The following is a 12551-nucleotide window of genomic DNA, read 5'->3' as shown; positions in this document are numbered from 1 at the left end:
GACAGTCCGGCCTTACTGAGCAGCAGCGGGAGCGGCGGTGATGACGGCCGGCTTCACCGGGGCGCCGGGGCGGACCTTCTGCAGGCCCTCGACGATGACCTGGTCGCCGGGGTTCAGGCCCGAGCTGACCAGCCATTTGTCGCCCACCGTCTGGGTGGTGACGATCTGGCGGGGCTCGGCCGCGCCCTTGGCGCCGACCACCATGACGGTGGCGTTGCCCTTGGGGTCGCGGCTGACGGCCGCCTGCGGGATCAGCATGCCGCTGTTGGCCACGCCCTTGCCGAGCACGGCGCGGACGTACATGCCCGGCAGCAGGACGCCGTTGGGGTTGTCGAAGGTGGCGCGCAGGCCGACCGAGCCGGTGGTCGGGTCGACCGTGACGTCCGAGAACTCCAGGCGGCCCTGGATCGGATAGGTCGAGCCGTCTTCCAGCTTCAGGGTCACCTGGGCCGAGCCGCTGCGGCCCAGCTGGCCGCTGTTCAGCGCCGACTGCAGCTTCAGCATGTCGGCCGACGACTGGGTCAGGTCGACGTAGATCTTGGACAGGTCCTGGACCGTGGACAGGGCGGTGGCCTGGCTGGCGGTGACCAGGGCGCCCGGGGTGACCGAGCTCTTGCCGATGCGGCCCGAGATCGGCGAGACCACCTTGGTCCAGCCCAGGTTGATGCGGGCGTTGTCGAGGGCGGCCTTCTGGGCGGCGACGTTGGCGGCGGCCTGCAGGGCGGCGGCCTGGGCGTCGTCGTTGTCCTGCTTGGACACCGCGTTGATCTCGACCAGACCCTTGTAGCGGTCGGCCTTCAGCTTGGCGGCCGTGGCGGTGGCCTGGGCCTGGGCGAGGCCCGCGGCGGCGCTGTTGTAGGCCGCCTGATAGGTGGCCGGGTCGATCTGGTACAGCGGCTGGCCGGCGCGGACGTAACCGCCTTCCTGGAACAGCCGGGCCTTGATGATGCCGCCGACCTGCGGGCGGACTTCGGAGACCAGATAGGCCGAAGTGCGGCCGGTCAGCTCGGAGGTCAGGGTGACCGGCTCGGTCTTGGCGATGACGACGCCGACCGGAGTCGGGCCGCCGGCTCCCATGCCGCCGGCCCCGCCCTTGCCTTGGCCGCAGGCCGCCAGGGTTAGAGCGATGGCCGCCAGGGAGGCCGCCGAGAGGACGGCGCGAGAACGGTCGAGAGACATGCAGAAACCCCAGGAGCGACAGGGCGTCGCAGGCCTTCAGCCTTGACGACGCCCTGATGGTAACCAACATGAGAATGAACGTTCATTCTCAACGGGGCTGGACATAGGCACGGGGTTGTCGCAAGTCAACCGCCGGGGGTTCCGTCCAGCTTGACGTGACGGAAATTTAATTGGGAAGCGAAGCTTTCGATGATCGACGACGCCAACACGCCGCTTCGGCCGACACCTGAGGCGCGGCGGCAGCAGATCCTGGACGCGGCGTGCGACTGCGTGCGGCAGGCCGGGTTCCACGGCGCCAGCATGGCCGAGATCGCCAAGGCCGCGGGCCTGAGCGTGGGCCAGATCTACCGCTATTTCGAGAACAAGGAGGCGATCATCGCCGCCATCGTCGCCCAGGACCTGGCCGAGATGCGCGAGAAGTTCGCCGAGATGGAAAGCCGGCCGGGCAATCTGGTCGACGCCCTGTCCGAACACCTGCCCGAAGCCGTCGACAAGTGCTTCGACCTGGGCCGCGCGGCCCTGACGCTGGAAGTCCTGGCCGAGGCCAGCCGCAATCCCAAGGTCGCCGCCATCCTGCGCGCCGCCGACGCCCAGGAGCGCGTCTACGCCCAGGCCATGCTGGACCGCAGCCGCAAGCCCGAATGGACCGACGCCGAGTTCCAGGCCCGCTGCGAGGCCGTGGGCCTGCTGTTCGACGGCATGATCATCCGGGCGGTCAACCACCCCGACACCGATCGCGGCCCCTTGACCGAGGTCCTGCGCCGGACGCTCCGTCAACTGCTCAGCTAGGGTCGCGGGGCGGCTCAAGGGCGTCTCCAAGGGGCGTGGTCGGAGCGAAGTCGCGGTGGACAGCATCGCCGCGCCTTCCGTAACGTCAAGTCATGACGAAAAAACGCGCCGCCCCGATGTCGGAACCGCACGCCGTCCCACGTCCTTCGTGAGATCGCGCGCCTCGGAATCGGGGACGGCGCACAGCAGGGAAGACGCCATGACCTATCCGACCGTTCGCCTGTCCTCCGTCCGGACCTATGCCGCCCTCCTGGCCGGCGCCGCCGCCCTGGCCCTGGCGGCCTGCTCGCCGCCGACCGCCAAGAAGGTCGAGGCCCCCGCCGCCGCGCCCGCCGCCCCGGCCGCCTCGGCCGACAAGTTCGTGATGCCCGACGTCCCGGCCGGCGACTACACGCTGGACAAGGCCCATGCGAGCCTGGAGTTCAAGGTCAGCCACATGGGCTTCTCGCGCTACACCGCGCGGTTCGCCGACTTCGACGCCAAGCTGAAGCTCGACCCGGCCAACCCGTCGGCCTCCAGCATCGAGGCGACCATCGATCCCAAGTCTCTGGCGCTGAACGCCCCGCCGGCCGGCTTCAAGGAGGAGCTGACCGGCAAGGCCTGGCTGGACTCGGCCCAGTACCCGGCCATCACTTTCCGCTCGACCAAGGTCGAGGTCACCGGCGCCAACACCGCCAAGGTCACCGGCGACTTCAGCCTGCACGGCGTGACCAAGCCGGTGGTTCTGGACGTCACCTTCAATGGCGGCTACGCGGGCCATCCGATGGACCCGCACGCCCGCGTCGGCTTCTCGGCCAAGGGCGTGTTCAACCGCTCGGAGTTCGGCATGGGCTTCGGCGTGCCCGCGCCCGGCTCGACCATGGGCGTCGGCGACGCGGTGGACGTGACCATCGAGGCCGAGTTCAGCGGCCCGGCCCTGGCCAAGGCCCCGGCGGCGGCTCCGGCTCAGTAGTATGGATCGGGGACATGCGCTTGCGCGTGTCCCCACCCCCAAAACCCGCCCATCCCGGCATTCGCCGGGATGAGCGGCTTTTTGCTTACGGAACCAGGTTCCGCGCCAGCGCGGGAACCGCCTTCACCAGCTCCCGCGCGATGATCTCCGAGCACGCCGCCGCGCCGACCGGCCCCAGGTGGGTGTAGTCGAACAAGGGCTCGAACCGGCCGGTGGCCGGCGGCGCGGCCGGGGGCGGCGCGGGCGGGTCCATGGGCACGGGGGCGGCGCCGGGGATCGGCGGCTCGTAGAACTTGACCCCCACCGTCGTGCCGCCGGCGATCGCCTTGGCCACGGCGGGCGAGGGCGGGGCCTCGGCCCAGTCGCCGGCCTTCAGCGCGCCCAGGGCCTGGGCGGCCGCGGCGCTGCGGGCGTTCAGGTCGACCAGCGGCGTGCCGGTCTCGGCGGCCACGGCGCGGACGGCGTCGGCCCACGGGATCAGGTCGTCGACCAGCCTGCCGTCCTTGAACTGCCGGCGCGACAGCGGCGTGACCAGCACCGGACGGGCGCCGGCCGCACGGGCCTCCTCGACGAAGCGCTTCAGATTGGCCGGGAACTCGGTCTTCAGGTCGGTCAGGCGCTCGGCCCGGCCGTAGGCGTCGTTGTGGCCGAACTGGATCAGCACATAGGTGTCGACGAACGGCCCACCCTTCATCTCGCCCAGGGCCAGGGTCCACGACCCCTCGGAGCGGTAGGTTTTGGTGCTGCGCCCGCCCCGTCCCAGGTTCACGCAGGCGACGTTCGAGGTCACCCGCGTGGCGCAGAACGCCCCGCCCCAGCCGCTGTTCACCGCCGTGGTCGAGTCGCCCACCAGCACGACCTTGGTCGCCTTGAACGGCGGCGGATCGGTCTGGGCGAGGGCGGGCGTCGCGACGAGGGCGGCGGCGAGGAGGAGGGGGGCGAGCATTTTCATGTCCTGGTGTTCCCAACCCATTTCGTTGTCATCCCGGAAAGCGCGCAGCGCTTGTCCGGGACCCAGGTGAACCGCACCGCCTTCGCCCAGTCCCCTGGGTCCCGGACAGCCTCTACGAGGCTTCCGGGAAGACAACCCGTCGGTGCGTTTTGAAGACGTCCTAAGCCAGCGCCCGGTACTTGAAGTTCCGGAACCGCGCCGAGCCCTTGCCCGCCGCGTAGAGGCCCGGCTTCAGCATCAGGAAGCCGCCGCGGACGTTGTGGTGGTAGCCCGAGACCTCCATGCCCCGGTCGAACCGCTTCCAGGTCGCCCCGCCGTCGCCGCTGGTGTGGAAGGCCACGATGTGGCGGTCGTTGCGCAGTCGCATCAGCATCTTCGACCCGTGCGGGTTCGAGGGCCGTCCGCGCTCAATGCCGTACTGGTGGGTGACGAAGTTCTTCGCGTCGAAGCCCAGGCCGCAATAGAGCTGGCGGTCGTAGAACAGGATCAGGCCGGCGCGGGTGTCCGGGTCGATCTCGATCTCGCACTCGATCTCGTAGGCCTGGTCGCCGTTGACGAAGATCAGCGGCGCGCCGCTGGACGGGGCCTCGCCCGAGGCCTTCAGGGTCAGGACGCCGCCCTCGCGCTTGATCCGGTCGCGCTCGCCCGGCTTGGGGTCGAAGAAGCTCCACTGCACGCCGTACTTGTCGGTCGAGAAGTCGTCCGACAGGGCCATGCCGTGCGGGCCCGGCTTGCCGCCCCTGGGCTTGGCCAAGGGCTTGGACAGATCGCCGCCGCCCACCTCGAACCAGCCGTCCTTCGTCCAGGTCACCGGGGCCAGCAGGGTCTGGCGGCCCAGGGTGTAGAAGCCGTTTTCGTAGCCGTGATAGACGGTCCACCAGTCGCCGCCGGGGCCCTCGACCAGGGTGGCGTGGCCGCGCGACCACCACGTCTCGCTGTTGTTGGTCGTGCGCACGACCGGGTTCCTGGGATCGTCCTCCCACGGGCCGGCCAGCGACTTGGCGCGGGCGACGATGACCATGTGGCCGGTGGGCGGACCGGCCGTGCCGCCCACGGCGGTGACCAGATAGTAGTAGTCGCCCTTCTTCATCACCTTGGGGCCCTCGGGCGAGAAGCCCTCGACGTCCCAGTCGTCCGGGTAGCGCCAGGGATTGTAGACGTGCTGGGGCTCTCCCACCGTCGACAGGCCGTCGGGCGCCAGCTGGATGCGGTCGCCGCCCGACAGGAACAGCCAGCGCACGCCCTTCTCGTCGACCACGTGGCCGGGGTCGATGTAGCGCGGCAGCTTCAGGTCGACCGGCTCGCTCCACGGGCCCTCGATCTTGTCGGCCCAGATCACGTAGCTGGTGTTGTTGTCCGGGAACTTGGCCGGCAGGTAGATGTAGTAGCGGCCCTTGTGCTTGCAGAGCTCGGGGGCCCAGATCGAGCCGACATTGGTCTTCAGGGCCGGGCCGACCGGCGACCAGTTCACCAGGTCCTTTGAACGCCAGATCAGCAGGCCGGGATAGGCGTCGAACGACGAGTGGGTCATGTAGTAGTCGTCGCCGTCCTTCAGGATCGACGGGTCGGGATGGTCGCCGGCCAGGATCGGGTTCAGGAAGGTCCCGTTCCCCAGGTCGGCCTTGCGCTGGCCTTCGATCCCCTTGGCCCAGGTCGGCCCTTCGCCGGCGGCCGGGGCGGCGGGCAGGGTCCCCATCTGGGCGGCCCCAGCGACTTGGGGGGACGCGGCGGGAACGGCGGCGACGGCCGCGCCGGTCAGCAGCGAACCCAGCGCGCCGCGACGGTTGATATCGACCATGGGGTACTCCTCCCGAACTTCCGCGTTCTTGCCGTCACTTAGCGACAAGCCTGGCGCGATGTCCACCGGTGTCATATGCGGCAAAGCCCCATTTTTCCGGGGTTTTCCAGCGCAGGAACCTGGACCTTGAAACAACGCCGCCGGCCGCGGAAACCGCACAAAAAAACGCCCGGGAGGCAGTCCTCCCGGGCGTCTTCGTCTTCGGTGAGGGAAGGCCTTTAGCCTTCCATCGCCTCCAGTTCCTTGCCTCGCGTCTCCTGGATCAGCTTCTGGACCAGGAAGTAGGAGACCAGGGCGCACAGGGCGTAGAAGCCGTAGGTGGCCGGCAGGCTGATCTTCTTCATGATCGGGAAGCTGAACGAGATCGCGAAGTTGGCGATCCACTGGGCGAAGCCGGCGACGGCCAGGGCCGAACCGCGCATCTGGTTGGGGAACATCTCGCCCAGCATGACCCACATCACCGGACCCCAGCTGAGGTTGAAGAACACCACATAGGCGTTGGCCGCGATCAGGGCGGTCAGGCCCACATTGTCAGCCATGTGCAGCGAGCCGTTCACCGTGGTGGCGGTCGAGAAGCACCAGGTGAGCACGCCCAGGGTCACGGCCATGCCGGCCGAGCCGATCAGCAGCAGCGGCTTGCGGCCGATCTTGTCGATCAGGCCGATGGCCAGCAGGCAGGCCAGGATCGAGAGCGAGCCCGACAGGATGTTGATCTTCAGGCTGTCGTTCTCGGTGAAGCCCACCGACTGCCACAGCACCGAGCCGTAGTAGAAGACGATGTTGATGCCGACCAGCTGCTGGAAGACGGCCAGGACCAGGCCGGCCCACAGGATCGGGCGCAGCTTCTTGGTCACCGGGTCCAGCAGGTCGGACAGCTTGGGCTGGTGGTCGGCGGCCAGCGAGGCGCGGATCTCGGCGACCTTGGCGGCGCCCTGGCCCGCGCCGAACAGGCGCGACAGGATCTTCTCGGCCTCGGCGTCCTTGCCCTTGGTCACCAGGTAGCGCGGGCTTTCCGGGATGCTCAGCAGGCACAGGAAGAAGATGCCGGCCGGGATGGTCTGCATCCAGAACATCCAGCGCCAGGCGGGCAGGCCCAGCCAGAACGGGGCGGTCGAGCTGCCGGCGGTGTGGGCCAGGAAGTAGTTGGCCAGGAACGCGCCGGTCAGGCCGGTGATGATCATGATCTGCTGCACGGACGACATGCGGCCGCGGATGTTCGCGGGCGTGACTTCCGAGATGTAGACCGGGCACAGCACCGAGGCCGCGCCGACGCCCAGGCCGCCGATCAGGCGGAACACGACGAAGACCAGCGAGGTGTGGGCGGCGCCGGTGCCCAGGGCGCTGACGAGGAACAGCAGGGCCGAGATGATCATCACGGTGCGGCGGCCCCACACGTCGGCCAGGCGGCCGGCGGCGAAAGCGCCGAAGGCGCAGCCCAGCAGGATGGCGGCCACGTTCAGGCCTTCGCCCGCTTCGGTCAGGCCGAAGGCGGCCTTCAGGCCGTTCTGCGTGCCGTTGATGACCCCGCTGTCATAGCCGAACATGAAGCCGCCGATGGTCGCGACGGCGACGATGGCGGCGACGAAGGCCATGTTGACCTTCGCGCCGTCCGCGCTCATGCCGGCGCTCGGTCCGGCGTTCGATACAGATGCCACTTTGTTTTCCCCGATAGGCCCGAAGGCCGCGTTTGATCCCTAACGAGCCCTGGACTGGGGCCTTTGATTGGCTCGAACCTTAATGTTAGCGGTATCAGGTCGCAAGCGCCCTTAGATGTCCAGGCTTAAGGCGCCATGGCAACGTTGTCATCCGCCGAAGCGGCGATCTGGCGCACGAACATTGCCGAAAAGATATTTGCTTCGCGGCGCGAGTTGGCCTCTTTCGCGCTTCCAAGTCGTGGGCGAGCTTCGCCCTGTCGCACAAGTGTCCATCGGGGGATGTCCTTGCGTCTGAAAGTCCTGCTGCTCGCCGCCACGGCGATCCTGTCGCCCGGCCTGGCCCTGGCCCAGACGGCGCCAGCCCCGGCGCAGGCGCAGGCGCAGGCGCCGGCGAAGCCGGCCAAGCCGGCGGACGCCCCGACCGCGGTCGAGGGCGTGACGGTGACCAGCGACTCCACCGCCATGCGCACCTCGATCGACCGCCGCAGCTACAGCGTCGCCAACGACCTGTCGGCCAAGACCGGCTCGATCGCCGACGCCCTGCGCAACATCCCCTCGGTCGAGGTCGACGTGCAGGGCAATGTCAGCCTGCGCGGCGATCCGAACGTCACGATCATGATCGACGGCAAGCCGTCCAGCATGTTCAACGGCGACGGCAAGGCCGACGCCCTGCAGCAGCTGCCGGCCGACCAGATCGACCGTGTCGAGGTGATGACCAACCCCTCGGCCGCCTATCGTCCCGACGGCACGGCCGGCATCATCAACCTGATCACCAAGCAGACCCGCAAGCCCGGCGCGACCGGCTCGGTGAAGCTGAACATCGGTCCCAACGGCCGCTACAGCACCGGCGTCAGCGGCAACCGGGTCAAGGGCAAGCTGACCCTCTCGGGCGACGCCAGCTATCGCTACGACCGCCAGGAATCCTGGCTGGAAGACTCGCGGCAGAACCCGGTCACGGGCGGCTCGACCCAGCAGGCCGGCGCCTACATGAACGCCGGCGGCGCGCTGAGCCTGCGCGGCGCCGCCGACTACGCCCTCACGCCCAAGGACCGGCTGAGCGGCGAGATCCGCTATCGCGACATGGACTATTTCACCGGCGGGCAGGAGACCTTCACCACCCTGGTCCCCGCCGCCGGCGCGGCCTATTTCCGCGACAGCGGCGCGAACCTTGACCGCCAGAACGGCGCGATCAGCGGCGACTGGCGGCACCAGTTCAAGGGCGCCGAGCACGAGCTGGACGCCCACCTGGAATACGAGGTCACCGACTTCAAGCGCAACGGCACGGCCTTCACCGACAACAACCTGAGCCCCGACTTCTACGAGGCCTTCGGTTTCGGCAACACGCAGGACCGCGCCAACTTCAAGCTGGACTACACGCGCCCGCTGCCCGGCGAGGCCAAGCTGAAGACCGGGCTGGACCTGGAGACCACCAGCAACGACTACGACAACCACGGCGCCCGGGGCGCGTCGACCGACAGCCTGGCCGTCGTGCCGGCCCTGACCAACCGCTTCCTGTACGACCAGGACGTCTATGCCGGCTACGTCACCTACGAGCGGCCGTTCGGCGACGACTTCACGGCCCTGGCCGGCCTGCGGGCCGAGCAGGTCGATATCCACACCAACCAGGTGACCTCGGTCCAGAAGGACGAGAACAGCTACTTCCGCCTCTATCCGTCGCTGCACCTGGGCTACACGCTCAGCCAGACCCAGACCCTCACGGCCAACTACAGCCGGCGGGTCCAGCGTCCGCAGCCGCAGGACCTGAACCCCTATCCGGTCTATATCGACCCCAAGAACTTCGCGGCCGGCAATCCCGACCTGAAGCCGCAGGTCACCGACAGCTACGAGCTGGGCTGGCAGTACCGCAAGGGGCCGAACTCGTACCTGGCCACGGCCTATTACCGCGAGAGCCGCGACGGCGTGACCAACGTGACGCGCGACCTGGGCGACGGCACGTTCCTGAACACCCGCGAGAACCTGGCCAAGAGCCGCAACGGCGGGCTGGAGCTGGTGGCCAACGGCAAGCTGACGCCCAAGCTCAGCTACAACATCAGCGGCAACGCCTATTGGAACGAGATCCAATCGACCACGCCGGGGCTGGCGGGCACGCGCGAGATGACCACCCTGTCGGGCCGCGCCAGCCTCAGCTGGCAGGCCACGCCCAAGGACTTCTTCCAGCTGAACGGCTTCACCTCGGGCAAGCGCCTGACGCCCCAGGGCTACAACGAGCCGATCTCGCTGCTGAACCTGGGCTATCGCCGCAAGGTCACCGACAAGCTGAACTTCGTGGTCACGGCCAACGACGTGCTGGACTCGTTCAAGAACGTGGGCGTGATCGACACCCCGACCCTGAAGCAACGGGTCGAGCGGACCGGCAATGTGCGGGCGGTGTTCTTCGGCTTCACCTACAGCTTCGGCGGCGGCAAACAGCGGCCCGAGCAGTTCGATTTCGGCACCGGCGCGGCCGGAGGGTAGGGGCTAGCGCCGCAGCCTCGGAACGCTCACCAAACGGTTGTCATCCCGGAAAGCGCGCAGCGCTTGTCCGGGACCCAGGGGAACCGCACCGCATCAGCCCAGTCCCCTGGGTCCCGGACAGCCCCTGCGGGGCTTCCGGGATGACAACGGATTTTACGTTCTGGCTTTTGGGGCGTTTCGAGCACCCCAGACTTTGCGGCTACCTCAGCGTATAGCCGCGACCGGTCAGGCAGGCGGCGCGGGCCTGGTCGAAGGCGGCCTGCGTGCCGGCGACCGCCGCGGCGTTGGCCTCGTTCTGGGCCCGGGCCGCGCGCCGGTTCTTGCCGCGCCGGATGACGCCGCCGGCGACGGCCCCGGCCAGGGCCGCGTCGCCCGCGTCGCCGCCGGAGACCGCGCCGATGCCCGCCCCCACCAGCGCGCCCTTGGCCCGGGCGCCGCTGCCGGTGACCGGCGCGGCCTGGGCCTGGGCGGGCACGGGCGGATTGCGGGGATCGAAGCCGCTCTGCTGGGTGGCCCAGTCGGTGCAGGACGCCTCGTCCTTCTGCTGCTGGGCCTGGCTCTGGCCCTTGGCGGGATAGGCGTACTGGGCGAAGGCCGTCCCGGCCGTCGCCAGTTCGCCGACCAGCAGCGCGATCGCCAGGGTCGCTCGAAGTCCGGCAGCCATGGAACGTCTCCTCAGGAGGGACCCGGTCCGCCGCCGCGGCGGGCAGGCCCCATCGACGACCTTCGCCCCGCCGTCGCCCCGTCGCCATCGGGCCATGGCCGCAGGCGCGACCGGGCAAAACCCCTAGGCCGACGGGCAGAGGAAGGTCGCGCCTAGGCCTGTCGAAAAATGAGAACAAAATAGGAACAAATGGCGTCCGAGTCTGACGTAGCGGCTGGCTATTCTCCGGACTGTCCAAGGCGTTCCTCCCGACCGGGAGGCAAGGCGGCGGACCTGCAATTTTGGCAGATATTTTTGAATTATTTGGAGAATTTAGAGATGACCAACTACGTTTTCGTCGATGACTACAGCCCCGCGCCCAACGGGGACTACGCGCCGGCCTTCGCGGCCGCGTTCGCCGCCTCGAACGAGGTGCGGATGCTGGCCAAGACCTATCTGGTCAAGACCCCCATCGTCCTTCCCGCGCGCAACAACATCGCGCTCCGGGGCTGCGGCATCGGGGTGACCAAGATCCAGTCCGACGCCTCGAACCAACCGGTGATCGTCATCAAGGCGGCCACCGATTTCGTCACCATGGCGGACTTCACCGTCGAGCACATCGTCACGCCCGTGCTCGGCGGCGACGGGATCAAGCTGGAGGTCGCGGCCAACTACAGCTGGGACAACGGCGTGATCACCAACGTTCGCGCCAACGCCAACTATATCGGCTGGAACCTGGGCATGACGGCCTACACGATCCTGGAGAACTGCGGCGCGTTGAACAACGTCTCGCACGGCTTCAGCTTCACCTCGAACGGCGCGTACGCCCAGAACCCGCTGCAATACTACCTGCACAAGTGCACGGCCTCGCTGAACGGCGGCGACGGCTACCACTACGCCAGCCAGGGCACGGCTCCGGCCACGTCGGTCGGCGCCCTGGAAGCCTGTGTCACCTACAAGAACACCGGCAACGGCGTGGCGGCCCTCGGCCTGTCGACCAACCCCATCGCCAGCATCCGCATCGACGGCGGGTTCTACGGCGAGGACGGCGGGCACGGGATCTACCTGGACACCTGGGGCTCCCAGCACCTGATCCGGCCGGGCTTCATCGAGCTGGAGGGCGACTGCGGCATCTACCTGTCCGACCACAACAAGCAGGTTCAGGTCGGGCCGACGATCGTCACCAACAACGGCAATGACGGCATCCTCGTCAACTGCCCGGACGTGACGATCACCGGCGGCCAGTTCATCGCCAACGGCCGTCTGCACAACGGCGGCCGCTCGAACGGCATCTACTTCTACACGGGCGGTTCGGGCGTCGTCAGCGGCGTGCGGTCGCGGTCGTGGGGCGGTCAGCAGGACTGGGGCGTGGTGACGAACGCCGACGTGCTGCTGGTCGGCAACGACCTGAGGAACAACAACCTCGGGGCCCAGACGGGCGTGACCAACCCGAACTCGATCGGCAACCGCGTCTAGCGCGCGGGCGTCGGCAGACAGGGAAGGGGGCATGCGGACGCGCATGTCCCCTTTTCGCGGCCCTAGGGGTCATGCCGTGGCGGCTTCGCCGCAAGGCGCTTCTCGTAGCGCCAGACCTCCAGCGGGAAGAGGCCCTCGGAGGTTTCGGTAGGCACGTTTTCGATCCGCGCCATCGTCCAGCCGGCCTTCTCGTAGAACCGCGCCGCCCGGGCGTTGCCGATCGCGCAGGCCAGCCAGGCGGTCTCGACGCCGGCCCGGGCCAGCCGCGCCTCGGCGTCGGCCATCAGCACCGCCGCCGCCCCGGTCCCGCGCGCTTCGGCGGCCAGGTAGAACTGATAGAGCTCGTCGTCCTTCAGCAGGTGGAAGCCCAGCGGCGCCCCGACCGGGCCCAGGGTGCGCACCTTGGGCAGGGCGGCGGCCATACGCGCCTCGAAGCTTTCCAGCGTGCGCAGGCGCTTCAGGGCCTCGGGCAGCAGACCCTCGTGCCCGTCGCGCCAGCCGGACCACCAGAGGTGGGCGAGGGGCTTCAGGTCGGCGGGTTGGGCGTCTCTCACCTCGGTCATCGTTTGGCTCCGTGGGATCACACTGACTTGCCCCCACCTGACCGCTTCGCGGTCTGTCCGCCCCCGTAG

At 68.6% G+C, this 12551-nt stretch carries 10 protein-coding genes; 4 read left to right on the top strand and 6 right to left on the bottom strand.

The window, feature by feature from the left end; genetic code table 11:
* Nucleotides 1-12: 12 nt before the first annotated feature.
* Entirely contained in the window at nucleotides 13-1179 is a 1167-nt protein-coding gene (locus BR39_RS0116195) for an efflux RND transporter periplasmic adaptor subunit (RefSeq protein WP_029914024.1), read from the bottom strand.
* A gap of 189 nt (nucleotides 1180-1368) precedes the next feature.
* Between BR39_RS0116195 and BR39_RS0116190 the strand changes: the two genes are divergently transcribed.
* Both BR39_RS0116190 and BR39_RS0116185 read left to right on the top strand, forming a co-directional pair.
* Entirely contained in the window at nucleotides 1369-1968 is a 600-nt protein-coding gene (locus tag BR39_RS0116190) for a TetR/AcrR family transcriptional regulator (protein WP_029914022.1), read from the top strand.
* Between the two features lie 199 nt (nucleotides 1969-2167).
* A complete protein-coding gene (locus BR39_RS0116185) occupies nucleotides 2168-2920 on the top strand; it encodes a YceI family protein (RefSeq protein ID WP_051695791.1) in 753 nt (250 codons plus the stop codon).
* A gap of 85 nt (nucleotides 2921-3005) precedes the next feature.
* Here BR39_RS0116185 and BR39_RS0116180 read toward each other — a convergent pair whose 3' ends face one another.
* The 3 genes from BR39_RS0116180 to BR39_RS0116170 form a co-directional block, all read right to left on the bottom strand.
* Nucleotides 3006-3866, bottom strand: coding sequence for a rhamnogalacturonan acetylesterase (locus BR39_RS0116180; RefSeq protein WP_029914018.1), 861 nt, complete (start codon nucleotides 3864-3866; stop codon nucleotides 3006-3008).
* A 166-nt stretch (nucleotides 3867-4032) separates the two neighbouring features.
* The gene (locus BR39_RS0116175) at nucleotides 4033-5670 is read right to left on the bottom strand and encodes a family 43 glycosylhydrolase (protein ID WP_029914016.1); all 1638 of its coding nucleotides are present in this window, start codon (nucleotides 5668-5670) and stop codon (nucleotides 4033-4035) included.
* A 218-nt stretch (nucleotides 5671-5888) separates the two neighbouring features.
* Nucleotides 5889-7325, bottom strand: a complete 1437-nt coding sequence (locus tag BR39_RS0116170; protein ID WP_035018551.1) for a sugar porter family MFS transporter — start codon at nucleotides 7323-7325, stop codon at nucleotides 5889-5891.
* 285 nt (nucleotides 7326-7610) lie between these two features.
* On the opposite strand from BR39_RS0116170, the gene BR39_RS0116165 reads away from it, so the two are divergent.
* Complete coding sequence (locus BR39_RS0116165; protein ID WP_035018598.1) at nucleotides 7611-9800, top strand: TonB-dependent receptor domain-containing protein; 2190 nt, start codon at nucleotides 7611-7613, stop codon at nucleotides 9798-9800.
* A 199-nt stretch (nucleotides 9801-9999) separates the two neighbouring features.
* On the opposite strand, the gene BR39_RS0116160 is transcribed toward BR39_RS0116165, so the two are convergent.
* Nucleotides 10000-10464, bottom strand: a complete 465-nt coding sequence (locus tag BR39_RS0116160; RefSeq protein ID WP_029914010.1) for a hypothetical protein — start codon at nucleotides 10462-10464, stop codon at nucleotides 10000-10002.
* A 318-nt stretch (nucleotides 10465-10782) separates the two neighbouring features.
* Between BR39_RS0116160 and BR39_RS0116155 the strand changes: the two genes are divergently transcribed.
* Nucleotides 10783-11919, top strand: coding sequence for a right-handed parallel beta-helix repeat-containing protein (locus BR39_RS0116155; RefSeq protein ID WP_029914009.1), 1137 nt, complete (start codon nucleotides 10783-10785; stop codon nucleotides 11917-11919).
* A 62-nt stretch (nucleotides 11920-11981) separates the two neighbouring features.
* On the opposite strand, the gene BR39_RS0116150 is transcribed toward BR39_RS0116155, so the two are convergent.
* A complete protein-coding gene (locus tag BR39_RS0116150) occupies nucleotides 11982-12482 on the bottom strand; it encodes a GNAT family N-acetyltransferase (protein WP_029914007.1) in 501 nt (166 codons plus the stop codon).
* Nucleotides 12483-12551 lie beyond the last annotated feature (69 nt).

Source organism: Caulobacter sp. UNC358MFTsu5.1 (assembly GCF_000712075.1).
Taxonomy (GTDB): Bacteria; Pseudomonadota; Alphaproteobacteria; order Caulobacterales; family Caulobacteraceae; genus Caulobacter.
Note: the sequence above shows the minus strand (reverse complement) of the source record. Positions and strands in the feature narration are given on the sequence as shown.

Bases quoted from the DNA above. Each gene is read 5' to 3' on its own strand.
- BR39_RS0116180 (WP_029914018.1), bottom strand. From the start codon at position 3,866: ATGCTCGCCCCCCTCCTCCTCGCCGCCGCCCTCGTCGCGACGCCCGCC.
- BR39_RS0116155 (WP_029914009.1), top strand. From the start codon at position 10,783: ATGACCAACTACGTTTTCGTCGATGACTACAGCCCCGCGCCCAACGGG.
- BR39_RS0116160 (WP_029914010.1), bottom strand. From the start codon at position 10,464: ATGGCTGCCGGACTTCGAGCGACCCTGGCGATCGCGCTGCTGGTCGGC.
- BR39_RS0116190 (WP_029914022.1), top strand. From the start codon at position 1,369: ATGATCGACGACGCCAACACGCCGCTTCGGCCGACACCTGAGGCGCGG.
- BR39_RS0116195 (WP_029914024.1), bottom strand. From the start codon at position 1,179: ATGTCTCTCGACCGTTCTCGCGCCGTCCTCTCGGCGGCCTCCCTGGCG.
- BR39_RS0116185 (WP_051695791.1), top strand. From the start codon at position 2,168: ATGACCTATCCGACCGTTCGCCTGTCCTCCGTCCGGACCTATGCCGCC.
- BR39_RS0116150 (WP_029914007.1), bottom strand. From the start codon at position 12,482: ATGACCGAGGTGAGAGACGCCCAACCCGCCGACCTGAAGCCCCTCGCC.
- BR39_RS0116175 (WP_029914016.1), bottom strand. From the start codon at position 5,670: ATGGTCGATATCAACCGTCGCGGCGCGCTGGGTTCGCTGCTGACCGGC.